The organism is Emticicia sp. W12TSBA100-4, assembly GCF_040253585.1.
In the GTDB taxonomy this organism is placed as follows: domain Bacteria; phylum Bacteroidota; class Bacteroidia; order Cytophagales; family Spirosomataceae; genus Emticicia.
In genome coordinates, this window is record NZ_JBELAU010000021.1 from 26,359 (window position 1) to 53,110 (window position 26,752).

Consider the following 26,752-nt stretch of genomic DNA (forward strand, 5'->3'; position numbering starts at 1 on the left):
AATGCCAATCAGAATAGCCATCATAGATGATAACATCAATTTGTTGCGAAGTATTTCTCAGAATCTCTCAAATTTTGAAGAAATTACACTCGTCTTTAAGGCTATGAATGGGCGTGATGCCGTTTCGCTTGCCGAAACCGAACAACCCGAAGTGATTTTGATGGACATCGAAATGCCTGATATGGACGGCATTGAAGCCACACGGCAGATAAAAGCGAAGTTTCCGAACATAAAAATAATCATGGTGACGGTTTTTGACCGTGATGATAAAATTTTTGAGGCAATAAAAGCAGGAGCATCGGGCTATTTGATGAAAGATGAAAAACCTTCAAGAATTGTGGCTGCCGTCGAAGAAGCCGTTGAGGGTGGAGCACCCATGTCGCCTTCAATCGCCCTAAAAACGCTCCAAATCCTACGCCAACAGGTAGTTGTTGGTGAAAAAACTATTCAAAACCTTGAAGCGATTTCTTCTCCCGAAACATTCAATTTATCGAAACGTGAGTTTGAAATCTTGGAAAAAATTGCGGAAGGCATTACTTATCAACAAATTGCCGATAAGTTGTTTATAAGTGCGAAAACCGTGCGAAAACACATCGAAAATATCTACGAAAAACTCCAAGTACATACAAAATTTGAAGCCATAAAACTCGGACAACAAAACCATTGGTTTTAAACTAAAAATGCCTCTCACAATTAAGTAAGAGGCATTTTTGTTTACTTGTCATTGTTTTAACCGCCATTGTCAGTGTCTCCACTGACAAACAGCATATTATGACTTTTTACCTTTTTTCACTTCTTCAGTTGCTACAACTGGCACTGCTGCCAATTTAGCATCTTCTTTTTTCATATCGCTCTGCATCGCATCAACAACGATTGGAGTTGCTACGAATAATGATGAGTAAGTACCCACGATTACCCCTACAAACATTGCAAATACAAAACCACGGATAGTTTCACCACCGAAAATCAATAATACTAAGAGTACTACCAATGTCGAGAAACCAGTTACGGCCGTACGGCTCAATGTACTATTCAAGGCGTTGTTGATAACCGTTGGGATGTCTTCTCTTATGCCACGTTTTTCGGTCAAATATTCACGCACACGGTCAAAAACAACGACCGTATCATTCATTGAGTAACCCATGATTGTGAGTACCGCACCTACAAAAGCTTGGTCAACATCAAGTGAGAAAGGAAGAATTCCACGGAAAATTGAGAAAATACCGAGAATAATAGCAACGTCGTGGAATAAAGCAACTAACGCACCATAACCAAACGCCAATCGACGGAAACGAACAAATATATAAGCGAATACTAATACTATTGAAAGTAGAACTGCCTTGAAAGCACCGCCAATGGCATCGTTGGCAATTGTTGGACCAACTTTCGATGAACTTGTTACTTTACCTTTATTACCATTTACGTTAGCTAAAGCAGCATTAACACTTGTTTCAATTTGTTTTTCAACTTCTGGATTTGTGTTTTCAATCTTGTAAGGAGTTGTGATTTTTACTTGATCGAATCCTCCGTAAGTTTTTATTTCGGTTGCTTTTCCTTCAAAAGTTGCTTTCAAGGCCGCATCAATCTCTTCTGTATTAACTGTTTTTTCAAATTTCGCTACATACGTACGCCCCCCTAAAAAGTCAACTCCCAAACCAAATCCTTTGAAGAAAATAGAAACAATACCTAAGATGATAATCGCACTCGAAATTGTGTAGTACAATTTACGTTTCGAAACGAAATCAAAGTTTGAATCTTTGAATAATTTCTCTGTCCATTTTGTGAAGAAAGAAACTGTTTTTCCTTTGCTAATATAGTATTCAAACAATAATCTTGAAACGAAAATCGCCGAGAATAATGATGTGAAAATACCAATTAAAAGCGTAGTTGCAAAACCAAGAATCAAACCCGAACCAAAGATAAATAATACAGCACCAGTAATTAAGGTTGTAACGTTTGAGTCAATGATTGATGACATTGCATTTTGGAAACCATCACGCACCGCAACTGGGAATGTTTTACCCAACACTAATTCTTCTTTAATACGCTCGTAAATCAAAACGTTCGCATCTACCGACATACCAACCGATAATACTAAACCTGCGATACCAGGCAATGTAAGTGTAGCACCAAAAGATGCCATTACACCCAACAACAAAAATAAGTTTACAATAAGGGCGATATTAGCAATTAAACCAGCTTTGTTATAATAAATCATTACGAAAGCCAATACAAACAATACGCCGATTACTGACGAAAGGATACCTGCACGAGCCGCTTCAGAACCTACAGTTGCACCCACGATACCTTCTGAAATAACGTTTGTAGGAGCAGGAAGTTTACCCGCTTTCAATACGTTTGCTAAGTCAAGGGCTTCTTCAACCGTAAAGTTACCGCTGATGCTTGAGCGTCCACCACCAATTTCACCGTTTACGTTTGGAGCAGAATAAACGAAGTTATCAAGAATAATAGCAATCGGACGACCAATGTTTGCACCAGTCAACGCTTTCCATTTTCTTGCACCTTCTGCATTCATTTGCATCTCAACTGCTGGCTTGCCTCTTTCGTCAAAATCTTGTGTTGCATTAGTTACAACATCACCTTCCAACGGAGCTTTACCTAAGTCTTTCACGAAATACATATCAACGATTTCCTCGCTTGCGTTCGTACCATTAGCACGTGGTTTTACATCATATAATGCACTTGCGTTTGCTGGGAAAAGTGACTGTACATCTGGGCGACGCATGATTTGATTGACACGCGAAGTATCTTTTACACGTACAGCCACACCGTAGCCAGTTCCGATAAATAAATTACTAAATGCGTTTGTTTGACGTTGTGCCAAAGCAGCCGAATCTTTCTTTGAAGTATCTGATTTGCTTCCACCAGCCAATTTAGCCGCTAAGCTGTTTTTTGAAGTATCGTTGGTTGCAGTAGCTACGTTATCGCCTTTTCCTGCGGCAGGCGTTCCTGCAATTTTGCTTAAACTTGACTTATCTGCTGCTTTTGCATCAGCATCCATTTGTAATAAAATAGCCGCCAAACCATCAAATGCTGGAGCGATTTCTTGCATTGTATAAACTTCGCAGAACTCCAATTTTGCAGCACCCGAAAGTAATTTACGCACACGTTGTGGATTGTCAACACCTGGTAATTCAACTTGGATACGGTTTGTGCCTGACAAACGTTGTAAGTTAGGGTTAGCAACACCAAATTTATCAACACGAGTTTGGATGATACGGAACGCACGGTCGAAAGCACCATCCACTTCTTTTTTGATATAACTAATAACTGCACCATCAGAAGATTCTAAACTCAATACACCACGGTTAGAGCTATTTGAGAAAATGCTCGCTAATTTCGTATCTGGAGCAACTTTCTTAAACTCATCAGCAAATAAATCAACGAAGTTTGTGCTACTTGTTGCTGCTCTTTCTTGTGCTTTCGAGATAGCTGTCGCTACTTTCGGGTCACGTGAGCCTGCCAATGCACGAACGATTTCGGTAGGAGAAACCTCCAAAATAACACTCATACCACCTTGAAGGTCAAGACCTAAACCTAATTCTTGTTTCATTAGGTCTTCAGTCGTAGTCATTCCTAAGAAAACAGGTTGTTTCCAAAGTGAATCTAAGTAGCGTTGTTTTTTTGTATAATCAACTTTGCCAGATTTATCTGTTGCATACGCTTCTGCGTCTTTTCTAATATCGTTGGCTTTCCAAGTTCGAGCCAAGAAATAAATACTAATTGTTAAGAAAGCCACCAATAGAGCGACTATACCACCTTTGTTTCTCATTTTAGGGAAATGTTTGTAATAAATAAAATTTGATAGAAAATAATACATGGAATCACGAAGAACTCATGATTCAAGCAATAAAAGGAAAGAAAAAATTATGTTTCTTTCGTTCTGAAAGAATTATGGGGCGTTGGGAGCAATAAAATGCTCGTAGAGATTCTCGAAATAAGAAAGTACGAAAATGGGCTTGGTGAAAACTTTAGCCTTTTTTTCGATATTTAGATAAATAACTTGCGGAGTAGGTAAAATGAGGGCGTCGTGGTTGAAGTCGAACGCATGGCTGGGTACAACCACCTCCAACGACAACTCGCTAACAACTGTTTGGTTTTCGGGTTGTTGCTTTTTGTCGGTTTTTTCTTGCTTTGGTTTATTGGGCTTATCATGTTTTTGTTGGGGTAGCTGCTTGCCGAAAACGCTCGTCAGCATCACCATCGTGAACATCAAAAGTCCAAAAGCACGTGATATGTAGGAGTACTTCTTCATTTTAGGAACGCAAAGCTACAAGAATTTCTCGAAATAAGTCAAATCTTATGCCAAAAATTCAAAAAAGTGAGTTTAGGTTATGATTACGAAGCAGCTCTTCAAAATTAATAGCTAAGATTTGGAGATTAAGACATTAAATAATTTAAAGAGTTTCTAAAATTCACATACTTTGTCGGCTTGCATACCTTTGTGTAAGTAGAAAAAGCCTAAATTGCAGTCGAAATATAATTTTAATGAAAATAATCGTCATCATTCCAGCTTTCAACGAAGCAAAATCTATTGATAAAGTAATTGCCGAAATTCCAAAAGATATTGTTGGAGAGGTAGTTGTTGTTAATAATAATTCGAGCGATGAAACCTCAAAAGTTGCTCGTCAAGCAGGAGCAACGGTTTTAGACGAGCCCCGACAAGGCTATGGCTTTGCATGCTTAAAAGGGATTGATTACGCAAAAAAACAAAAACCTGAAATTGTAGTTTTCTTAGATGCTGACTATTCGGATTATCCTGAAGAAATGCGAGAATTGATAAAACCCATTACTGAAGACGGTTATGATATGGTTATTGGTTCACGAGCTTTGGGTGAGCGTCAAGCTGGCTCAATGACCATTCCACAAATTTTCGGTAATTGGCTGGCTACAAACCTTATGCGTTTGTTTTATGGTGTGCATTATACCGACTTAGGTCCCTTCCGAGCGATCAAGTTTGAGTCGCTTTTGGCCTTAAATATGCAAGATACAACCTATGGATGGACAGTAGAAATGCAGCTAAAAGCCGCTAAAATGAAAATGAAAACTACCGAAATGGCCGTCAATTATCGTCGTAGAGTAGGAAAGTCAAAGATTTCGGGCACTATAAAAGGCACTATTTTGGCTGGTTATAAGATTATTACTACTATTTTTAAATATTTGTAAAAGTCAATGGAGTTATTCATTCTTGTCATTTACGCCATTCCGTTGGTTTTTATTTTTTCTTATAGCTTGGTGCAGTTGAGTCTGATTATTAATTATTTAGGCAAAAAACAATTATCAACGGTCGGTGGTACGATTATTAATTATCAACGGTCGGCGGTACGATTATCTATTGCCCCCCCCCCTTTCGTAACGATTCAACTTCCTATTTATAACGAATTGTATGTTGTTGAGCGATTGATAGAAGCAGTAGCTAAATTTGATTATCCAAAAGACCGTTTTGAAATTCAAGTTTTAGATGACTCAACCGACGAAACAGTAGAGATTATTGCTCGAAAAGTAAAAGAAATACAAACATCTGGCATAGGTATTCAGCAGATTAGACGAGAAGATAGAAAAGGATTCAAAGCTGGAGCTTTGGCTTATGGAATGAAAATGTGTAAAGGTGAATTTATCGCTATTTTTGATGCTGATTTTGTTCCACCAGTCGATTTTCTTCAACAAACAATTCCTCATTTTGCAGCACCGAATGTTGGAGTAGTACAAACTCGCTGGCAACACCTCAACGAAGACTATTCTTTACTGACTCAGCTTCAAGCCTTTGGCTTAGATGCTCATTTTACGATTGAGCAAGGCGGACGAAATGCTAAAAACCATTTCATAAATTTCAATGGCACAGCAGGAATTTGGCGAAAAAGTACAATTGAAGACGCAGGAGGCTGGTCGGCTGATACTCTGACCGAAGACTTAGACTTGAGTTATCGAGCTCAAATGCGAGACTGGAAATTTGTATATTTAGAAAACGTTGGATGCCCCGCCGAACTGCCCGTGACGATGAGTGCTGTCAAATCTCAACAATATCGTTGGACGAAAGGTGCAGCTGAATGTGTGTCGAAAAATATAAGTAAGCTATTAAAAGACAGTCATTTAAGTGTTTCGACGAAATTACACGGTTTTTATCATTTGATGAATAGTGCGGTTTTTGTTGCAGTATTTTTCCTATCGATTCTGAGCTTACCTGTAATGCTTATCACTTCAACCTCTGATAGATTCGATGTGTTTTTTCGATATACTGCTCTATTTCAAGTAAGTTGGGTGATTTTGGGGGGCTTCTACTGGATTTCTTTCCGAAAAACTGGACTTGGTTTTTTTGAATTTGTGAAGAGATTTGTACTGTTTTTGTTATTTATGATGGGACTTTCTTTTCATAATACTATTGCCGTAGTTGAAGGTTGGATGGGTCGCAAAACACCATTTGTGCGTACACCAAAGTTTAATGTAAACAAACAATCGGATTCATGGCGAGGAAATAAATACTTGACTAAAAACCTTGGTAAAAGCACTTGGATTGAGCTTTTATTGATGCTTTATTTTATTATAGTTCTGGTTATTGAGATTTATCTAAACAACTACGGTTTAGTGCCTTTTCATCTGATGCTAATTGTTGGTTATGGAAGTGTGCTATTTTACACTTTTAAGCAAATGAAAATTTAGTTCTATTACAAATCGGAAATAAAAAAGGTCGGAATTACGAATTCCGACCTTTTCAAAATTATAAAAAGGAGTAAACTACTCTTCCCAAGCCCAGTCAATGCGATGTTTCATATCTTTGATTGACATGCCGTTGGCTTTGAAATAGCTTCTGATTTCGTCAACTTTATCGTATTGTTGAGCGGCTTTGTATTCTCGGTAAAGATTCAACATACCATTCAGAACTGCATCTGAGTTTTCGGCTTTTTCTTCTTTCAAACCTAAGATTCCTTCAATGAAAAGCACAAATTTGTCTTTCAGCTCGTTGAAAGTTTCTTCACCGATAGCGGCAGGTTGCAACTGGTTCATGTAAATCATGTTTACATATTTCAGTAAATTGAACAATTGAGCAATCGCAACGGCTGTATTCAAATCATCGTTCATGGCATCATAAAAAGCCACGATTGATTTTTCGATGTCTTGTTTTTTCTTTTCGTCGGTGGCTACTTCAGATTGCTCAAATGTAAGTGTTTTCGCAATTCTTAGTCCATTTGTTAAACGTCGGAAGCCTTTTTGTGCTGCTTTTAGGGCATCATTCGAAAAATCAAGTGTGCTTCTATATTGCGATTGTAGCATAAAGAAACGCACCGTCATGGGGCTGTAAGGTTGCTCAAGTAATGGGTGATTTCCTGCAAAGAGTTCGGCTGGTAAAAACGAATTTCCCAAAGATTTTGACATCTTTTGTCCGTTTACTGTAAGCATATTTGAGTGCATCCAATATCTTACTGGCTCTTTGCCTGTGATACCTACGCCCTGTGCAATTTCACATTCGTGGTGCGGGAATTTTAAATCCATGCCACCGCCATGAATATCAAAAGTGGCTCCTAAATACTTGCTACTCATGCAAGTACATTCTAAGTGCCAGCCTGGAAAGCCCATTCCCCACGGACTTTTCCATTGCATGATATGCTCAGGGTTTGCTTTTTTCCAAATCGCAAAATCAAGCGGATTGCGTTTTTCGGCTTGCCCGTCCAACTCACGAGTTTCGTTCAGAAGGTCTTCCAAAATTCTACCCGAAAGTTTGCCGTAGTCGTGTCCGCCTTCGTTGTATTTATTAATATCAAAATAAACCGAACCGTTCGATTCATAAGCTAATCCTTTTTCTATCAGGGTTTTAACTGCCTCAATTTGTTCGATTAAGTGACCAGTAGCTGTTGGTTCGATGCTTGGTGGTAGGAAATTGAATTGCTCCAAAACCGTGTGAAAATCGTTGGTGTAGCGTTGTACGATTTCCATTGGTTCGAGCTTTTCGAGCTTCGCCATTTTACCAATTTTATCTTCTCCTTCATCGCCATCGCCTACTAAGTGACCAACATCAGTGATATTACGCACATAACGAACTTTGTAGCCAATGTGGGTAAGATAACGATAAAGCACATCGAAAGTCATAAACGTGCGGACATTGCCTAAGTGAACATTATTGTAAACTGTTGGCCCACAAACGTACATTCCTACGTGGTTGGGTGTGATGGACTTAAATTCTTCTTTTTGACGAGTTAGCGTATTATAAATTTTCAGATTTTGCATAAAAAAATCAATGATGAATTATTGAGTGAAAGAATGATTGAATGTTATCAACATTCTTTTGAAAGTCTTTATGTTAGAAATAAGGAGAAATGAACTATCCGATTAATAAATAGTTAGCAGAAACAGCAGCAACAACAACATCGAAAAGCAGAGGTATGAGACATTTCTTGGGTCTTTTTTACAAAATTACAGAACATATACGAAAACATAGCAGGATTTATAAGATTTTTAGATTAGCGAGGTTTATCACTTGATTTTTTGCGATTAAAAACCTTACTTTAAGGATATTAATTCAACACTAAAACCTTGCCATGTCGAACCCTAACGAACAAAAACTTCAAAAAAGCCTTACGCCAACACTCCTTTGGGGCTTGGGTGTTGGATACGTTATTTCTGGAATGTATTTTGGGTGGAATCTCGGTCTTGAAAAGGGCGGTACGTTCGGAATGGCTCTCGCAACTTTCTTTGTTATTATTCTCTACGTTACTTTTTCGTTGAGTTATGCCGAACTGGCTTGTGCGATTCCACAAGCGGGTGGTGCTTTCGATTATGCAAACCGTGCTTTGGGGAAAAAATGGGGATTTCTGGCTGGAATGGCTCAAAATATTGAATTTTTGTTTGCTCCGCCTGCTATTGCGGTTGGAATTGGGGCTTATTTCAATGCCGTTTTTCCGCAGCTTTCTATTTTAGGTGTGGCCATTGGAGCATATTTGGTTTTTACTTTACTCAATATTCTTGGTACCAAACTCGCCTCGGCATTTGAGTTGGTCATCACGGTTTTGGCGGTTTTGGGTTTGATTATTTTTTGGTATTTTACTTTTACGAAATTTGAAGTAAAAAACCTATTGACCAATAATTTTCCGAATGGTTGGAGTGGAGCTTTTGCGGCTTTGCCGTTTGCGATTTGGTTTTTTCTGGGAATTGAAGGTTTGGCAAATGTGGCCGAAGAATCGAATAATCCACAAAAGGATATTACGTGGGGATTTGGCTCAGCAATGGCCACTTTGGTGGTTTTGTGTGTGCTGACTTTCATTACGGCAGTTGGAATAAACGGCTGGGAATCAATTGTTTATAAGGTTGATGGAAGCGTAACTGACTCGCCTTTACCGATGGCTATGAGCAAAATTATGAGTGATACGAGCGGGGTTTATCAATTAATAGTTGGCATTGGCACTTGCGGACTCATTGCGTCGTTTCATGGCTTAGTTTTGGCGGCAGGAAGAGCAACTTTTGAGTTTGGTAGGGTAGGAAATGCTCCAAAATTTATGGGCAATGTTCACCCAAAATTCAAAACTCCAGCCAACGCTTTACTGTTGAACATGGTTTTCGGAATTGTGGCACTTTTGAGCAATTCAACGGCAGATATTATCATTCTTTCAGCTTTTGGTGCTTTGACAATGTATATTTTTTCGATGGTTTCGTTATTGGTTTTACGCAAAAAAGAACCAAAACTTAAACGTCCTTTTCTTGTGCCGTTTTATCCAATTTCGCCAATTATTGCTTTAGTTATAGCTTCGGTGGCTTTGGTAGCTATGATTATTTATAATTTCAACCTTTCGCTGGTTTTCTTCGGAATTTTGATCGGTAGTTTTATCATTGCAAAAATGCTTAAAACTGATTGGGAATAACCAGTTTTAAGCAAGCACTGAAAGCTATTTTCGTAGTTGATAAAACTTCATGGGAGCATTGTTGATGCCACAGAGCAGTTTATCGCCCGCAAAAGCTATGTTTTTAACATCGCCACGAATATTTAAACCCGATTTTGATTGCGGTACGAACTCGAAAACCCCTTTTCCTTTATTTACGAAAACCTGTCCGTGGTTGGCATCTAAATTACCGATTCGTACTCGCATTTTTGAATTATTACCTGCTAAAATTAAATCGGGTAATTTATCGTTGTTGATGTCTTTTAGGCTGATAGCATTCACCATCGAAAACTGAGCTTGAACAGGAAGTTTCATAAAACTCAATTCTCCACCTTGATTCAGCAAAACACCCGAAGCCAATTCATGAATTTTGTTAGTGAAAGAATCTTTTTCATCTAAAAAAGTCAGAATATCGCTCGTTTGGGCTTCTGAAAAGGATTGATAGTTGGTATATTTTTTTCGGACATTAGGCAATTGAGCTGCCAGTTCATCTAAACTGTAAGCTGGGTGACTTTTACCTTGAATGTAGTAAGACATTATCGGGTCGATGAGTCCATTTCCATCAAAATCCTTTACCGTTTGCGTAAAAGGCTCACTTACCGAAGCTTTATACTGAGAATTTAGCCCCAGATTTCCCAAAACAAGGTCTTGGTCGCCATCGTTATCGAGGTCAGCGGCTTCGATGCTTTGCCAAAAACCATTCAGGTTTGGTAATTCTTTTTTCTGAAAACCACCTTTTTGATTCATCAATAGCGTTACGGGTATCCACTCGCCAACTAAGGCAATATCTTTTAGGCCATCTTTGTTTATATCAATCGCCACGGCATCGGTTACAACACCAAGTTTGGTGAAAACTTCGTTGGAAACTTCTTTAAAAACACCTTTTTCGTTGAGTAAAAACGAGCAAGGGTTATAAGCAGGATAATTGTGCGGAACTACATAACCCGTCAGAAATAAGTCTAAATCTCCATCATTATCGGCATCGAACGGCACAACTTTACTTTTTGAGTTACGAATTGGCGGAATTCTATCTTCTGACTTGGTGAAGTTTCCTTTGCCATCATTCAGATAGAGGCGGTCTTGGAGCAGAAAATCATCAACCAAATATTCATATCCTCCACTTACTACGTAGAGGTCTTGGTCGCCATCTTGGTCAGCATCAAAGAATGCGGCATCGGCATCCGTACAAAGTTCGTTTTGTTTAAAATCGGCTTGTTCTTTTTCGCTGAAAGTCCCCGTTTTATCTTGCAAAAGTATTTTTCCTTTGAAACCTTTTCCGCCGCCCAAAAACACATCTTCCAATTTATCGCCATTGACATCGCCAACTGCCAAAGCTGGGCCTTGATACGAGTACATTTGTGGTAAAAGTACTTGTCGGCTAAAATCATTTAAGGGCATTTGTCCGTGACTAAAAGCTACATTTTGGAATTCATCAAAGTACTTATTTGGCTCAATGCTTGGCTGAAATTCGATGCCTTTTTGATAATTTATCGTACAGATTTTATTAACCGCAAGGTTGGTAATGAGTTGCGTTGTATTATCGTTCCAAACGATTCGGACGCTATCAATTTTCTGATTTTTACCTAAGCCAAAATGTAATGGTGCAACCACACTACTCTGAAAGCCACGAAGATTCGATGCTTCGATGTATTGTTTCAAACCTCCCGAATAGGCATATATTTTTGTGCCTTCTATGCTTTGATTATTCTTTTTTAAGCTAATCGAAACAAAATTTTGTGGGTCGTTTTCTTGTTGAAGGTTTTTGTAAATACTGGCTTCTTCGTTCATGTTATTAACAATCAGTTCGAGGTCACCATCGTTGTCTAAATCGGCATAAATTGCTCCGTGAGAATTGACAGGGTGTTCGATTCCCCAATCTTTGGTCAGATTTGAGAAAGTCAAATCGCCATTATTCTTGAAAATATAGTTTGAGTTGAGCGAAGAAGGCATTTCTTTGATAATCTCTAAGATGCTTTTGGACGGCATTCCGTTTTCACCGCTATTTTTTTGGTCGGCATAATACTTCATGAAATCCATGTTGGTATAATCACGCAGATAACCGTTGGTAACGAATAAATCTTTGTAACCATCATTGTCATAATCGGCAAAAAGAGCTGACCAGCTCCAATCGGTATTTGAAACGCCTGATACTTGTCCGATTTCGCTGAAAGTTCCGTCACCGTTGTTCATTTGAAGCATATTTCGCATGATTTCGGGATGAAAACCATTTTTCAGCATTGATAAATACGCCTCATAATTATCGGGGCCAAAGAGGAGTTTTTGGCGTTTATTATCTTCGGGAAGCATATCAAGCGTGAAGATGTCGGGCAGTAAATCATTATTGAAATCGGCTACATCATTTCCCATCGAATAGTAGCTTGTGTGGTCGGTCATTTGGGCGATGTTATCGCTAAAAGTGCCATTTTTATTATTGATATACAGATAATCTGATTCGATATAATCATTTGAAACATAAATATCTGGCCAATTATCATTGTTGAGGTCGGCAATATGAAGCCCCAATCCAAAACCAATCGGATTTCCTTTGATTCCTGCTTCAACCGAAACATCAATAAATTTCCCGCCTTCATTTTTGAGTAATTTATCGCCTGCAAGTGAATCTCGCATGGCATGAACCGCCTGCACATCGAAGCGGTTAAAATCTTTTACATTATGATTCATGACGTAGGCATCTAAATCGCCATCTTTGTCATAATCAAAAAATGCTGTTTGTGTGGTGTAACCGTTGCAATCAAGGCCAAGTTCGGCCGCTTTTTCTGTGAATGTTAAGTTTTTATTATTGATATAAAGTTTATTTTTTCTAAGAGCAGGATTATCAATATTGCCCGAAACCGATACATAAATATCATTCCAGCCATCGTTGTTGATATCAACCACCGAAACGCCCGTTTTCCATTCTCCATTATAGCCAATTCCTGCCGATTCCGTAATATCTTCAAACTTCAAAGATTCTCCACCTTTGTTGATGTACAGTTTATCACTCGAAAGATTTGCTGTAAAATATAAATCAAGCAAACCATCATTATTGAAGTCGGCCGCTGCAACGCCACCTCCATTATAGAAATATTCGTAATTCAGCACATTTTGAGTTTCGCTTTCCTCAATTTTGTTAATAAACGTTACCCCCGTTTTGGCTGAGCTAAGTTTATCGAATTTCTTATTTTTTGAAGAGCAAGAAGCAAAAAAAAGTGTACTAAGAATAACGAGTGATTGTATGAAAATTGATGAATGACGATTCATGGTTTTGCTCGAAAAACATTGGGTTTGGAACTAAACAAAAGAAACGGAGCAAATATAGCTCCGTTTCTACTAACTTCTATATGAAACAAATCTACTTATTTATCCCACCAAACTCGTGCAGTGAACGTATCTCCACCGCTGATAGCTGCTACTGCAGTTTTATAATTCTCAGGATTGTAAGATGGTTCAGATGATTTGTACGGAATTCTTCTCGGAATTGTTCCATTAGAGAATCCGTTTGGATATACAACTGGAGTCAAGGTAGGGAAACCCGAACGACGCCAGTTAGACCAGTTTTCGATGAAATTGAAAGTGATACCAGTTGCTACCCAAATTTGCTCGTTGATTTGCTTCAAAGAAGCTTCAGTTGAGCTAACGTTTAATGGATTTTTAGTCAAATAATCATCCATTGCCGCTACTGTTTTTGCGATAGCTGCATCTGAGCCTGCAGTTGGGTTAAACTGTGCTAATGAAGCAGCAGCAGCTTTCACGCCATTTTTGTAGTGGTCCGCCGCAGATGTTGCACCTACATTCCAACCTTTCACTTTAGCCTCAGCTAAAAGCAATTCGGTTTCAGCGTAAGTCATCACGAAGTTTACACCACTTCTATCAATAAAAACAGAAGTGCGTGGACGTGAATACTTTCCAACACGAGCTACATCAGCACCTGTGCCAGAAGCACCAGGATATTGTGGATGTTTAGCAATATCAGTATTGCCACCACTCAAATCATAACCATTTGGAAGACCGATTTGGATTGACTCAGTGTTATCACCAGCTAATGCTTGGTTGGTGTTGTTTGCATAACCTGCTTGTGCTACTTCAGCAATTGCACCCAAACGAGGGTCAGCAGTTGCTTTTAAGTAATCAATGAAAGTTTTGCTCCAACGAACCTCACGGTAATCGTCAGGCACTCTCAATGCACCACTTGTATTATTTCCGTTAGTTGCATTATCAGTCAAAACTTTAGCGTTGTCGTCGATACTTGTAAAAACACCACCTGCAAAAGCTTTTTCAGCCCAAGTTTTGGCAGCAGCAGCATCTACTTTAGATAAACGCATCGCCAAACGTAACATCAATGAATAACCAAATTTTTTCCATTTTGCAATATCACCACCGTACATCAAATCTGCACTTGGTTTTGCCTTAGATGTGCTAAGAGCAGTAATTGCGGCATCTAATTCGGTCAACATTCCAGGATAAATGCTTGATTGCGTATCGTATTTTGGAAGCGTGATTCCTTCTTTTGCTTTTAGAGCTTGAGAATAAGGAACATCGCCATAACAATCGGTAATACGAGCCATGCAAAGCACTTTCATGATTGTACCAACATTGTAAAGATTCGACATTTCTGGCTTATCTTTTACCAAATTCATCATTTCGTAAGATAATGAAGCGGCACGATAGGTCTCTTCATGTACACGACCTTGGTACGCAACAAAGCTACCAGAAGCTACATATTTATCACCATTGCCATAATACGAGAATGTAGAGGCTAAAACTTGCGTCCACATACTTTGAAATAATAGCTGTGAATAGCCAGTATTTCCGTATTCAAATTGCGACTGAGACAAAAGGTAGTTAGGGTTGAAAACTGCCGCACTTGTGCGGTTCGGGTCAGTATTTATTTCTTCAAAGTTATCAGTACATGAAGAGAAAAATACGGTCAGAATTAATATATATCCTATTTTTTTCATTTTAAGCCTAATTTTAGAATTTAACATTTAGGTTCAAGCCATACGTGCGAGTCGATGGTAAACTATTTCCTTCAATACCTGCATAATTAAGAACGGGTGAGAAACCAGCCTCTGGGTCGATGTTGTCCGTGCGTCTCAACAACGTGAGGAGATTTCTTGCCACCAACGAAAGCTCAACCGATTTGATAGGTGTTTTGCCTAAAAATTTAGGATTCAAAGAGTATCCGAGCGTAACTTGACGAAGCTTGATGAAACTTCCATCCATTACATTCAATGCTGAAATTCTACGTGCCAAGTTTTGGTAGTAAGTTTGAGCTGGTACATTTACTGTGTTTGTTGCACCATCTTTTGTTACCCCAGCAGCTACTACACCTGTTTCACGACCTTCGAGTGTCATTTGATTCAAACCACGGAAGATTGTATAATAGTTTGTAGCCGAAAGCACTTTATTACCAAAACGATAGTCTAACAAGAATGATAGGTTAAAGTTTTTGTAGCTAACTTCGTTATTGAAACCACCATAGAACTTAGGTAAAACCGAACCCATTGGCTTACGAGCTGATGCTTCAGGAATACCAGTTGCGTCAACCACAATTCTGCCTTGTGCATCATACACGTAGTCATTAGCCATGATTTGTGGGCCAGGTAAACCTTTAATCAAAGCAGTATTAGCATTTAATGGGCGGTAAGTTCCTAAACCTAACTGTTGATCAGCCGAGCCAGAACCATTGATTTCAACGATTTTGTTTTTAATCCAAGTGAAATTGAATGAGGTTGTCCATTTCAAACCACCAGTTTCAACAGGCACACCCATTACTAAGGCCTCTAAACCTGAGTTTTGCGTTGAACCAGTACCGATTTGTTGATTACTGAAACCTGTTGCCTCTGATAACGAGCCACTGATGATTTCGTTTTTAGTTTTACGGTTGAAGTAAGCTAAATCGAGACCTAAACGATTTTTGTAGAATTTCAATTCTGTACCAAGTTCAAATTCTGAAAGTGTATATGGTTTCAAGAATAAGTTTGGTAGTGTACTGCTAAACGACCCCGTTGTGATGCCTTGAATGGCACCTCCTACACTGTAATACTGAGATGTGCTGTACGGGCTTGCTGGTTCACCGCTTACTACTGCATACGAAGCTCTGAATTTACCATAGCTTAATTTTGAAGAATTAACGAGTTCTGTAAAATCATAGCTCAACGAAACCGATGGTGTAAAGATTCCGTAGTTGTCTTTTGGTAAAGTTGAGAATGCATCATAACGGCCAGTTGTTGATAAAATCAATTGATTTTTGAAATTAAAATCGAGCGAGTAGAAAGCCGAATTGGCTTGTCTTTCATTATAGCCATAGTCACGGTTGAATGATAAAACGTTGTATGGGCTGTAGAAGAATGGAATCACGAATGGCCCCCCACCTACACGAAGCATATCGTATTTGTTTTTACGAACAGCTGCACCAGCAATTGCATCAATTGAAAAGTCATCTACAACTTTGAAACTACCACCCAAGATAGCCTCGGCATTTAATTCAGAAGTTGTCGATTTCGATAAATCATCTAATCCACCTTTTTGTCCATTTGAATAAGCTGTACCAGTTGGTGTTACCTTAAATGTTCCGTCATTCAATAGGTCATAACCTAAACGTACTTGTCCATAGATATTTTTTGTAATATCATATTTAGCCGTAATAGCCGAAAGAATACGCTTACGTTTTACGTCATTTCTATAACGATTTACTACAAACCAAGGGTTGGTTACGTAAATATCGTCGTTATACTGAATTTCATTACCATTTTCGGTACTTGCGTCAAAGCCAGGATTTAAAATTGATTGGTCAACGTTGGTTGCCAAGAAATTTACGTTGTTGGCATTCATCGGGCCATCGCTCAATTGTGGTTTGTTGGTGTTTTTCTCATCAACATAATTCACCATCAAATCTACTTTGAGCTTCTGACCAAATTTCTGCGAACCGTTAAAGTTGAATGTCTTACGGTCAAGGCCACTATTACGAAGAATAGAGTTATTGTCAAGGTTTGCAAGTGATAAACGGAAGTTTCCAGTTTCATTCCCACTGGCAATAGCCAAAGAGTTAGTGATTGAAGACCCTATACGATAGAAATTGCTAATATTGTTTTTTACGGCAGAATATGGGTAGTTTTTGCCATCGAATTGGATAGTTGAAGAACCATCTAATTTTGAACCCCAGCTCAACATTCCACTATTCAATGCACTAACTGTGTTGGTTGGTTTTTGTCCATTTAAACCTTGACCATATACATACTGATAGTCTGTAAAGTTAATTGCTTGTTCGGCAGCAGTATTGAGGTTATAGTCAACTGACATTTTGCCTTTTTTACCAGATTTAGTTGTGATCAAAATTACACCGTTGGCTGCTCTTGCACCATAAAGTGCCGATGCCGAAGCTCCTTTCAAAACCGACATACTTTCGATATCATCAGGGTTTAGGTTTGAGATACCATCACCGTTATCTGCACCACCCCACTCACCTGCACTACCTCTTTGTGTATTGTCAATCGGCACACCGTTTAATACAATCAGAGGAGAACTCGCAGTGAAACTTGCCATACCTCTCAATAAAATTCTTGCTGAAGACCCCGAACCACCATTTGTACCCGAGATATTCAAACCAGCTACACGACCAGCCATGGAATAAGCTACGTTTGTTTCACGTGCTTTAGTCATTTGATCGCCACTTACAGTTGTTACAGCGTAACCAACTTTACGAGCTTCTTTCGAGATACCCAAAGCCGTTACAACAACTTCATTCAAAGCACCTGCTTCAGGAGTTAAACTTACATTAATAACACTTGAATTTCCAACAGTTACGTTGCTTGGAGCAAATCCGATATAACTAAAAGTTAGAACACTTCCTTGAGCTGCCTCAATTGTGTATTCACCTTTGTCATCTGAAATTGTTCCTTTTGTAGAACCCTTTACGGATACGTTGACACCATAAAGTGCAGAACCTCCATCATCGGTTACTTTTCCTTTAATTTTCATGTTTTGGGCAAAACCCGCAAACGCTGAAAGAGAAAAGATGAAGGCATAAAAAAACTGTCGTAATGTTTTCTTCATACTTTTACTTAGGTTAATAAATTAAAATAAAATTTTGTTTTAAAACTCTCCGATAAATGTATTAACACCTCAATAATTTTTTATTAATTTTTAATTAACGGCTAAATGTTTTGTTAATGTTAAATAGTTCATTTTTTTAAGCAAATGGCATAAAATAGAACAAAAACAAGGGTAAATTAAACAAAATCATGTTTTTAAATTTTTTTAATAAATATACATAGGTGCTTGTTTTTTTGTGATTACACTTTAAATAGACTTCGATATAAAGGTTGAATTAAGTTACTCAGCATAAATTTTAATAGATTACCAACGTTATGAAAACAAAACTTCTTTATAAATGACTGCACTATATTGTAGTTTCTCATTGCCATTTAGTTTTATAAAATCTACAAAACTAAATTTTAGGACCCTGTTTGAACTGTCACTAAGAAATGTACCTATGGTGTACCTACAATGCTTTCCAAGTGCTTTATCAATATTCTTAAATATTTCCTTTTTACTATTTCAATAGAATGTGCATAAGTATAGATATAAGCTTATCAAAGTCCAATCACTTTTAGAAGGATAATATTTTAAATATTTTACCAACCCTTATAAACTTATTCAATACTTTTTTGCCTCATTTCTAACATATTCTGCCCTACCTTTTGAGTATCAGCTATTTTGTCTAATTTTGCACCGAGTTTTCAATTAACAAGAAACATTTTATGGCACAATACGACGTTGTAATACTTGGAAGTGGGCCGGGCGGCTATGTAGCTGCTATTCGTGCATCACAATTAGGCTTGAAAACAGCCATCATCGAAAAAGAAAATTTAGGTGGTATTTGCCTCAACTGGGGTTGTATTCCAACAAAAGCGTTGTTAAAATCGGCTCAAGTATTTGAGTACATCAAACACGCAAAAGATTACGGTATTGAAGTTGGCGAAGCCAATGCAGATTTTGGTGCAGTTATCAAGCGTTCACGCAGCGTTGCCGAAGGTATGAGCAAAGGCGTAACTTTCTTGATGAAGAAAAATAAAATTGATGTAATCAATGGTTACGGAAAAGTAAAACCGGGCAAAAAAGTAGAAGTTACTGATGCCGAAGGTAAAAAAACTGACGTAGAAGGAAAGCACATCATCATTGCAACGGGTGCAAGAGCAAGACAATTGCCAAACGTGCCGCTTGATGGTGAGAAAGTAATTGAATACCGCAAAGCAATGAGTCTCGAAAAACAACCAGCTTCGATGTTGGTGATGGGTTCGGGTGCCATCGGTGTTGAGTTTGCGTATGTATATGCAAGCATGGGTACGAAAGTAACCATCGTAGAGTTTATGCCAAACATCGTTCCAGTAGAAGACGAAGATATTTCTAAGGAATTGGCAAAAATTTACAAGAAGTTGGGTATAGAAATCTACACAAGTTCAAGCGTAGAGAAAGTTGACACTTCGGGAAGTGGTTGTGTATCAACTGTTAAGACTCCAACGGGCGAAATCAAAATCGAAACGGATGTGGTGCTTTCAGCAGCAGGTATTGTAGCAAATATCGAAAACATTGGTTTAGAAGATGTAGGTATTGCTACCGACAGAGGCAAAATCTTAGTAAATGGCTATGCTGAGACAAATATCCCAGGATATTATGCTATCGGTGATGTAACTCCAGGACAAGCACTGGCTCACGTAGCATCGGCCGAAGGTATTATTTGTGTGGAGAAAATTGCGGGTCACCACCCACAACCACTTGACTACAAAAATATCCCAGGTTGTACGTATTGTTCGCCGGAAATCGCTTCAGTAGGTTATACCGAAAAAGCTGCTAAAGAAGCGGGTTACGAAATCAAAGTTGGTAAGTTCCCATTCTCGGCATCGGGTAAGGCAAAAGCTGGTGGCGTGCCAGAAGGTTTCGTGAAAGTTATTTTCGATGCTAAATACGGCGAGTGGTTAGGTTGCCACATGATTGGTAATAACGTAACCGAAATGATCGCCGAAGCAGTTGTAGCTCGTAAACTCGAAACAACAGGTATGGAAATCATCAAGTCGGTTCACCCACACCCAACCATGTCAGAAGCCATCATGGAAGCGGCTGCCGCTGCTTATGGTGAGGTTATTCACTTGTAAGATGTTTAATGGTGAATGATTAATGGTAAATTGTTTATACAAAAACGGTCGTAAGATTAATTCTTACGACCGTTTTTGTATGATGCATAATTTAACATTCACCATTTAACATTAAACATTATCTTAGAATTTCCATCTAACAAACGCTTCCATTGCTTCGTACTCTGCCAAGCCAAGTTTATTATAAAGTTGAGCCGTTCCACGGTTACGCTCTTCAGCACGTTGCCAAAACTCACGAGCATCTGTTCCTTGGAACACCACACCATCTTTTTGAGATTGATGCTTAAAGATACCCATACGTTTTTGTAAAACTTGGTCAGGCGACATCGGTACCGCCATTTCGATTTCGTGAATATCCCACTCTGCCCAAGCACCACGGTACAACCAAACCCAACAGTCTTTCATGAAGTTTTTGTGTTTGAGTTGCTCAACTGCCGCAAAAATAGCATCTAAACATACTTTGTGCGTGCCGTGCGGGTCAGCTAAATCGCCAGCGGCATATACTTGGTGAGGTTTTATTGATTCAATTAAATTGGCAACTATTGCTACATCATCAGCACCCAATGGTTTTTTCTCAATACGTCCAGTTTCATAAAAAGGCATATCCATGAAATGCACGTTTTCTTCTGGAATACCCACAAAACGGCAAGTGGCTTTTGCTTCACCCCTACGAATCAAACCTTTTACATATCTTACTCCATCAGTATCAACATCGCTATCTTTTTTATTCTTCAAAAATTCTTTTGCATCAGCAAAGAGTTGTTGCGTTTCTTTGTTTTCGATGCCAAATTTATTATTAAAATCAACTACAAAGTCAATAAAACGAATAGCTTCATCATCTGCTACGGCGATATTTCCCGAAGTTTGATAACCAATATGTACGTCATGTCCTTGGTCAACCAAACGTTGGAAAGTTCCTCCCATCGAGATAATATCATCATCTGGGTGTGGACTGAATATAATTACACGTTTTTTAGTAGGTAAAGCCCTTTCTGGACGATTGGTGTCATCAGCATTAGGCTTTCCACCTGGCCAGCCCGAAATACTGTGCTGTAATTGATTAAATACATCAATGTTTATCTCATAAGCTTGTCCGTGGCGAGCCAATAGGTCACTTAAACCATTATCGTTATAATCTTTATTAGTCAGCTTTAAGATTGGTTTACCGAGCGTCAGAGCCAAATTCGTAACAGCCTTCTTAACCATCTTGCTTGTCCACTCAACATCTTCTACAACCCATGGTGTACGCATACGAGTAAGCTCATGAGCAGCACGTTCGTCAATGACAAACATCGCATTTGGGTGAGTTTGCAAGTACGAAGCTGGAATTGTCTCGGTTACACGACCCTCAACCGCTTCGGCAATAACGGGTGCTTTTCTTTCACCCCAAGCGAGCAAAACTACTCTTTTGGCACTCAAGATTTTCGCAACCCCCATCGTAATTGCCTTCTTTGGCACTTTTACCAAACTACCACCAAAGTCAGAAGCTGCCGCTACACGAGTAGAGTGGTCGAGCATCATCAAGCGAGTGCGAGAATTTACTAACGACCCTGGCTCATTAAAACCAATGTGTCCATTTGCACCGATACCCAATAATTGAAAATCTAAACCACCAACGGCATCTATTTTACGCTCATATTCTTCGCTAAAATCTTTTACTTTGCTTGCAGGAACTGTTCCATCTGGAATAAAATAATTCTCTTTTGGAATATCCACATGGTCGAAAAGTTGTTCCTTCATGAACCTTACGTAACTCTGCAAAGAGTCTGGTTCCATCGGAAAATACTCATCTAAGTTGAAAGAAACCACGTTTTTAAAGCTTAAACCTTCTTCACGGTGCATTCGGATTAACTCTGCATAAACCGTTTTAGGCGATGAACCCGTAGCAAGACCTAAAATACAATTTCGGTTTTGGCGTTGGCGTTCTCTGATTAATTCGGCTATTTCGTGAGCCACGGCATTTGATGCTTCCTTTGAATCTTTAAAAATCTTGGTTGGAATCTTTTCGTAGGCAATAGGGTCAGTTGTAATAAGCTGTTGCTCCATTATTGTCGTAGTTTTTGGTTTTATTCGCTAAAATAAAAATATTTCACAAAGGTAAAAATTATTTATTTCAGTACATCATAATTAAGGTTGAAAGATATAATATTTTATCATAATTTAATTTATTAAAAAATATTTTTTTAATAAATATTCAATCAATGAAAAACTATAATGGCGAAAATACACAAAAAGCGTATCAAATCAAGAAGTCCCATCTGAAATAATGGTTTTATTCTTAATTTGATACGCTTTGCTTTTATGTGGGGCGAACATCCATGTTCGCCGATGATATTTTATGCGAAAACCTCTTCGAGTTGTTCTTTTTTCGGGAAGTCAGGAGTTACCAAGTTTTCTTCTGGTTTGTAGATATATGGCATCGGAAAACCTCTTTCTTTGAAGGTCGGCTCTGCCATATTATTATAACGCAACTGAATCGACCAACGAATGTTTTTAGTAATATTTTCGCCCGAACGGTGAACTAAGAATGCCGAGAACACTAATAAATCACCCACTTCAAATTGAGTTTGTACATAATCTTCTTCTGGAATAGCCTCTTGAATACTTCCTAAATAGCCCGAAGTATCTGCTTTCAATAGACCGATTGTATGGCTCGCAGGTACGATTTGTAGAGCACCCAAATCGGCACCACAATCAACCATCGGAAACCACATAACTATACTATCAAGTGAACCTTGACCAGTTCTCCAATCTTGGTGAGCTCCCAATTTCCAGTGGCTACCACCTTTTGATAAATATCGGCTGTTGAATTGCATCGCAGGACGAACGCCAATCATCGGGAATTCATAACCTAAACCTTTCAAAACATTGATGATTTTAGGGTCAGTACCTAAATGATGCAACGAAATCAGGTGTTGAGCTTGTTTTCCTGTATTCACAAAAGTTGTAAAATCAGCTTCGAATAAATCGAACATGGCTTGCTCGAAAGTATCACGGTCGTTGATGTCAACTTTTTTGCCCAAAACCCGCTCTATTTGTAACGCAAAAAGGCTACGTGCTTCGGTGTAAATTTTATTAATTTCTTCTTTTGAAAAGAAGTTTTTGATGATAATATATCCGTCTTTGTTGAATTGTTCTTTCATAATTCCTAACGATTACGCATCCCGCCCTAAAGGGGGATTTTAATTTTCAGTAAAATTAGATGTTACTGATTGAGAAAATAATGATAATTGTCAGTAATTGATTTATTTTTCCAAAACAGCGTAGGCAAAACCTGCTGCTCCGAAACCATTACCATTATACAACAAATATTTCTTACCATTATGTTCATAACAGTGAGCATAATTTATCATTTGGTAGTCAAAATCGGCTGGATTTTCTGATTTATGAATACCAACTAAACCATCTTTACGCTCCCATTTGTAGCCATCAATCGACTCAGCATAGCCCAGACGATAACTTTGGTTACGGTCGGTGCGATAATCTCGGGTATGACGATAAGAGTAATACATCTTGAAAATACCATCTTCGTGAAATACACTTGGGCGACCCACAGCATGTAGGAAATCATCAAAAGGAAGGGCAACATCACCTGTTGGAGTCCAATTGATACCATCATCTGAAACAGCAACTCGGCAATCGTAGAATGGCTCTGGGTAGTCATGAATATACTCGCATTTCTGACCTGAAATATGCCACATCATCCATTTTCCGTTGACAAACATCACCGAAGGTTGTGCTGCCCAAATTGGATTATGAATTGAGCGGTCCATAATTGGGCCACGGAACATTTTCTTGAAATTCAAACCGCCATCGGTACTTACTGCCAGTCCCATCGAAAGGCGATATGAGTTGTGAGTTCTGTTCCAACCTGTATAATACAACCAGATGTCTCCATTTGCTTGCGGTACAAACCACGAAGGCATTGCACCTGTTTCGTCGTACTCACCTGGGCCTCCTAAATCCAATACAAAAGTATCGTGGATGTAAAGAATCTTCGTTGGGTCGTCGTAATCAACATCAATAAATGTTGGGCGAGAATAGCCGTTATCGTCTCTTGAAGAGAAATAAACTCTCAAAAAATCTTTATGCTTGTAAGCATACGGTACTTGGGCATGCGAACGACTGTGTGATAAACTACCATCGGGCTTGTAAACGAGGCCCTTTTTCTGCCATACACCCCCAGTTTTAACTAATTCTTTGTTATCTATATTACTCATTATTTCGGTATAATTCACTCCTTCACCCTTTTGGGGTTGGGGATTATTTATTCTTACGATTTCTCTCGGCTCTGATTTTCCAGTTATCTTTAAAATCTTTGTTTGGAATTTGAAGATTTACATTTACCGTTGGAGCTTTTTTAGTTTTCTTAAAGTCAAGAACGTAATATCCATTTCCGAATATCCATTGGAGTTTTACGTCTTTGATGTTTTTCGGTAAATCTTGCATTGGAACTAAATCAGCAAACATTGGATTAGCATCCATCAAGATTTGATATGTTTTTTGGTCACGAAGCCATGCTCCTACGCTTTCATCGCCAACAACTACTCTTCCGCCTACTTTTACAACACGGTTGAATTCTTCAAAAGCTTTGGCTCTTTCTGAGAATGTATTGATTCCACCGAAATGGAAAAGTGCATCGAACGAATTATCATCAAATGGTAAATAAGAGCCATTTCCGATGAAATAATCAATCGTAACGTCTTTTTTATCAGCAAACTTTTCTTTTGCGTGACTCAACATCGCTGGCGATAAATCAGACAAAACAGCGTGGCCACCTGGGGTAATTTTATCAATAATATAAGCTGAATCTTTGCCAGTTCCTGCTCCAACTTCCAGCACTTTCATGCCTGGCTTTAATTTCAATAAGCTAATCATTTGCTTACGAGTAGCAGCTTCATTGGCGTGAAGTGATTCAAAAACCCATGAAACCCCACGGTCATAGCGAGCGTGAGCGTCATTGTAGGCCACTTGTTCTTTGCGGTCTTGCTCGAAAAGCTCTCTTGGGTAAACCAAATCAACGATGTCGTTTACGTCGTAGCTTACGGGTTCTTCGGTTGAAGTATTATTGAGGGTTTTGCCATCGGCCGATAAAACAAGCTTTGTATGTGTTTTTGGGCAAATTAACTGGTCAAAAAATTGATTCATTATCAGAAATATTCAAAGATTAAGGCTCAAAGTTCGAGTTTTTGAGCGGTTTTTAAAAGCTATCTACGTTTTATTATAAATTAATGTCTTTGCTCGACACCTCAGATTTTACGGCTGGGTTTCCTTTCCAAATGCTCCAAGGCTCGGTTTTTGCCTTGGTTACGTTGGCTCCCATCGCTACGAGCGTACCTTCACCGAGCGTACAGCCATCTCTAATAGTAGCGTTTACACCAAAGAATGAATATTCGCCAACTACGCAACGACCAGATAAAACTACGTGCGAAGTAAAGTAAACGTGGTCTTTGATTTCACCGTGGTGGCCGATATGATTCCCGCTCCAAAGCACTACATTATTACCAATTTTTACGAATGGTTGAATCGTATTATCTTCTAAAATAAAACAGTTTTCGCCAATTTGGTCGGTCAAAACTGTTGCTTTTGAGCTGATGTATGAAATAAAAGAATAACCTTTTTCTTTGGCTTCGGCGTAAACTTTTGCACGAACCATATTCATTTTACGCTCGCTCAAAGGGGCAAAAAATTTGTAGTCGGTGGGTGGATAAAGTGTAGTTACGTCTTCAAATGGCACAACTGGCAAGCCGCAGAAATTATCTTCCTTGATATATTCTTTATTGACAGTAAATGCTACGATTTCGTGTTCTGAATCATTTGTGAGGTAATAATGGGCTAATTCTGCCACCAGTTCTGTACCGAAAACTACTACTTTTGCCATTTCTATTTTTAGTTTTTAGAATTTTAAACACTACTATGGGCTATCGACTTATCAGACTAATTCAAATTTATTCAAATGTTCGTTGATTTCTTCGACCGAGCAAAACATTAGTAAATCTATTATCGAAAGCCACGGCACAAAAGATGCTTCGTCTTTATTAAATTGCTTATATTGAATGGGCTTTGCTTTGATAAAATTAAGTAAGATTTCGTTATCTGCAAAAAGTTGTTTGTCGTAGATAGCCATTCCACCAATCGGATTGATATAATGATTAGCTTTTTCTTGCAAACAAATATCCAAAATTCGGCCTTGAGCTTTTAGGTCTTGGTTATTGTAAATCGTTGAACTTTCTATGACTTCGGTTTCGATATTTAAGTATTTGCAAGTTTCTTTCAGGCTATTTACTGCTAATTCTGCAATATTCGCTGCGGGCAAGTTGAAAACTTGCTCTACTATTGCGAAGCCTTCTTTATAAAACGGAGCTTTTTTGTAGGATTGCTCAATAGTCTTTAAAAACTTTTTGCTCCAAGCAGCCAAATTATCAACTTCAATGTCCAGAATCAAGCGATTTTGACTTGCACCAATCAACGGAATCGTAAACATGGAGGCTTTGCCGTTGACTAAAATGTTATTTCGGTTTATCCACCCTTTATTGATAAATGCTACATCATCATACACTACAAATTTATCAACCGCTTTAATGAGTTGAAAATAGCCAATATAAGGAAATACGTAGGGCTGCATGATGCCAAGTACCCGACCACCCCCAGCCCCTAAAGGGGTGTCACTATTAACGCTATTTTTTACTATATCTTTTATCATAGTATTTG

At 38.6% G+C, this 26,752-nt stretch carries 17 protein-coding genes; 5 read left to right on the forward strand and 12 right to left on the reverse strand.

The genetic code is table 11. The annotated features are described in order from the left end of the window. The first annotated feature begins 1 nt into the window (after nt 1). A complete protein-coding gene (locus ABR854_RS23785) occupies nt 2-673 on the forward strand; it encodes a response regulator (RefSeq protein WP_350268352.1) in 672 nt (223 codons plus the stop codon). A gap of 96 nt (nt 674-769) precedes the next feature. Here ABR854_RS23785 and secDF read toward each other — a convergent pair whose 3' ends face one another. After that, entirely contained in the window at nt 770-3,793 is a 3,024-nt protein-coding gene (gene secDF, locus ABR854_RS23790) for a protein translocase subunit SecDF (protein WP_350268353.1), read from the reverse strand. A gap of 120 nt (nt 3,794-3,913) precedes the next feature. Continuing rightward, on the reverse strand, nt 3,914-4,276 hold the full coding sequence (locus tag ABR854_RS23795; RefSeq protein ID WP_350268354.1) for a hypothetical protein: 363 nt from the start codon (nt 4,274-4,276) through the stop codon (nt 3,914-3,916). 233 nt (nt 4,277-4,509) lie between these two features. Between ABR854_RS23795 and ABR854_RS23800 the strand changes: the two genes are divergently transcribed. Together ABR854_RS23800 and ABR854_RS23805 are read left to right on the forward strand one after the other, a co-directional pair. Continuing rightward, on the forward strand, nt 4,510-5,187 hold the full coding sequence (locus tag ABR854_RS23800; RefSeq protein ID WP_350268355.1) for a glycosyltransferase family 2 protein: 678 nt from the start codon (nt 4,510-4,512) through the stop codon (nt 5,185-5,187). 6 nt (nt 5,188-5,193) lie between these two features. After that, nucleotides 5,194-6,678: a cellulose synthase family protein gene (locus tag ABR854_RS23805; RefSeq protein WP_350268356.1), complete on the forward strand. Its 1,485-nt coding sequence runs from the start codon at nt 5,194-5,196 to the stop codon at nt 6,676-6,678. A 75-nt stretch (nt 6,679-6,753) separates the two neighbouring features. Here the strand turns inward: ABR854_RS23805 and cysS are convergent, their stop codons facing one another. After that, nucleotides 6,754-8,241 carry a cysteine--tRNA ligase gene (gene cysS / locus ABR854_RS23810; protein WP_350268357.1) on the reverse strand — a complete coding sequence of 496 codons (1,488 nt, stop codon included), beginning with the start codon at nt 8,239-8,241 and terminating at the stop codon, nt 6,754-6,756. A 311-nt stretch (nt 8,242-8,552) separates the two neighbouring features. Here cysS and eat point away from each other — a divergent pair, with 311 nt between their 5' ends. After that, nucleotides 8,553-9,869 (forward strand): ethanolamine permease, encoded by a 1,317-nt coding sequence (gene eat / locus ABR854_RS23815; protein ID WP_350268358.1) that lies wholly within the window; start codon nt 8,553-8,555, stop codon nt 9,867-9,869. Nucleotides 9,870-9,893: 24 nt separating this feature from the next. Here the strand turns inward: eat and ABR854_RS23820 are convergent, their stop codons facing one another. From ABR854_RS23820 to ABR854_RS23830, 3 genes are all read right to left on the reverse strand, one after another. Next, nucleotides 9,894-13,148, reverse strand: coding sequence for a VCBS repeat-containing protein (locus ABR854_RS23820; RefSeq protein WP_350268359.1), 3,255 nt, complete (start codon nt 13,146-13,148; stop codon nt 9,894-9,896). Nucleotides 13,149-13,243: 95 nt separating this feature from the next. Beyond that, nucleotides 13,244-14,845 carry a SusD/RagB family nutrient-binding outer membrane lipoprotein gene (locus ABR854_RS23825; protein ID WP_350268360.1) on the reverse strand — a complete coding sequence of 534 codons (1,602 nt, stop codon included), beginning with the start codon at nt 14,843-14,845 and terminating at the stop codon, nt 13,244-13,246. Between the two features lie 13 nt (nt 14,846-14,858). Beyond that, complete coding sequence (locus ABR854_RS23830) at nt 14,859-17,942, reverse strand: SusC/RagA family TonB-linked outer membrane protein (protein WP_350268361.1); 3,084 nt, start codon at nt 17,940-17,942, stop codon at nt 14,859-14,861. Nucleotides 17,943-18,649: 707 nt separating this feature from the next. Here ABR854_RS23830 and lpdA point away from each other — a divergent pair. Continuing rightward, nucleotides 18,650-20,041, forward strand: a complete 1,392-nt coding sequence (gene lpdA, locus ABR854_RS23835; protein WP_350268362.1) for a dihydrolipoyl dehydrogenase — start codon at nt 18,650-18,652, stop codon at nt 20,039-20,041. Between the two features lie 123 nt (nt 20,042-20,164). On the opposite strand, the gene nagB is transcribed toward lpdA, so the two are convergent. From nagB to ABR854_RS23865, 6 genes are all read right to left on the reverse strand, one after another. Beyond that, entirely contained in the window at nt 20,165-22,087 is a 1,923-nt protein-coding gene (gene nagB, locus ABR854_RS23840) for a glucosamine-6-phosphate deaminase (RefSeq protein WP_350268363.1), read from the reverse strand. Between the two features lie 290 nt (nt 22,088-22,377). Then, entirely contained in the window at nt 22,378-23,184 is an 807-nt protein-coding gene (locus ABR854_RS23845; RefSeq protein WP_350268364.1) for a phytanoyl-CoA dioxygenase family protein, read from the reverse strand. A 102-nt stretch (nt 23,185-23,286) separates the two neighbouring features. Then, nucleotides 23,287-24,261, reverse strand: a complete 975-nt coding sequence (locus tag ABR854_RS23850) for a glycoside hydrolase family protein (protein WP_350268365.1) — start codon at nt 24,259-24,261, stop codon at nt 23,287-23,289. A 43-nt stretch (nt 24,262-24,304) separates the two neighbouring features. After that, complete coding sequence (locus tag ABR854_RS23855; RefSeq protein WP_350268366.1) at nt 24,305-25,189, reverse strand: class I SAM-dependent methyltransferase; 885 nt, start codon at nt 25,187-25,189, stop codon at nt 24,305-24,307. A gap of 73 nt (nt 25,190-25,262) precedes the next feature. Continuing rightward, nucleotides 25,263-25,922 (reverse strand): acetyltransferase, encoded by a 660-nt coding sequence (locus tag ABR854_RS23860; protein WP_350268368.1) that lies wholly within the window; start codon nt 25,920-25,922, stop codon nt 25,263-25,265. 51 nt (nt 25,923-25,973) lie between these two features. Continuing rightward, a complete protein-coding gene (locus ABR854_RS23865) occupies nt 25,974-26,744 on the reverse strand; it encodes a WbqC family protein (RefSeq protein ID WP_350268369.1) in 771 nt (256 codons plus the stop codon). Nucleotides 26,745-26,752 lie beyond the last annotated feature (8 nt).

What these genes read in the sequence shown, in the direction of transcription:
- ABR854_RS23785 (WP_350268352.1), top strand. Translation starts at nt 2, where the DNA reads ATGCCAATCAGAATAGCCATCATAGATGATAACATCAATTTGTTGCGA.
- secDF (WP_350268353.1), bottom strand. Translation starts at nt 3,793, where the DNA reads ATGAGAAACAAAGGTGGTATAGTCGCTCTATTGGTGGCTTTCTTAACA.
- ABR854_RS23795 (WP_350268354.1), bottom strand. Translation starts at nt 4,276, where the DNA reads ATGAAGAAGTACTCCTACATATCACGTGCTTTTGGACTTTTGATGTTC.
- ABR854_RS23800 (WP_350268355.1), top strand. Translation starts at nt 4,510, where the DNA reads ATGAAAATAATCGTCATCATTCCAGCTTTCAACGAAGCAAAATCTATT.
- ABR854_RS23805 (WP_350268356.1), top strand. Translation starts at nt 5,194, where the DNA reads ATGGAGTTATTCATTCTTGTCATTTACGCCATTCCGTTGGTTTTTATT.
- cysS (WP_350268357.1), bottom strand. Translation starts at nt 8,241, where the DNA reads ATGCAAAATCTGAAAATTTATAATACGCTAACTCGTCAAAAAGAAGAA.
- eat (WP_350268358.1), top strand. Translation starts at nt 8,553, where the DNA reads ATGTCGAACCCTAACGAACAAAAACTTCAAAAAAGCCTTACGCCAACA.
- ABR854_RS23820 (WP_350268359.1), bottom strand. Translation starts at nt 13,148, where the DNA reads ATGAATCGTCATTCATCAATTTTCATACAATCACTCGTTATTCTTAGT.
- ABR854_RS23825 (WP_350268360.1), bottom strand. Translation starts at nt 14,845, where the DNA reads ATGAAAAAAATAGGATATATATTAATTCTGACCGTATTTTTCTCTTCA.
- ABR854_RS23830 (WP_350268361.1), bottom strand. Translation starts at nt 17,942, where the DNA reads ATGAAGAAAACATTACGACAGTTTTTTTATGCCTTCATCTTTTCTCTT.
- lpdA (WP_350268362.1), top strand. Translation starts at nt 18,650, where the DNA reads ATGGCACAATACGACGTTGTAATACTTGGAAGTGGGCCGGGCGGCTAT.
- nagB (WP_350268363.1), bottom strand. Translation starts at nt 22,087, where the DNA reads ATGGAGCAACAGCTTATTACAACTGACCCTATTGCCTACGAAAAGATT.
- ABR854_RS23845 (WP_350268364.1), bottom strand. Translation starts at nt 23,184, where the DNA reads ATGAAAGAACAATTCAACAAAGACGGATATATTATCATCAAAAACTTC.
- ABR854_RS23850 (WP_350268365.1), bottom strand. Translation starts at nt 24,261, where the DNA reads ATGAGTAATATAGATAACAAAGAATTAGTTAAAACTGGGGGTGTATGG.
- ABR854_RS23855 (WP_350268366.1), bottom strand. Translation starts at nt 25,189, where the DNA reads ATGAATCAATTTTTTGACCAGTTAATTTGCCCAAAAACACATACAAAG.
- ABR854_RS23860 (WP_350268368.1), bottom strand. Translation starts at nt 25,922, where the DNA reads ATGGCAAAAGTAGTAGTTTTCGGTACAGAACTGGTGGCAGAATTAGCC.
- ABR854_RS23865 (WP_350268369.1), bottom strand. Translation starts at nt 26,744, where the DNA reads ATGATAAAAGATATAGTAAAAAATAGCGTTAATAGTGACACCCCTTTA.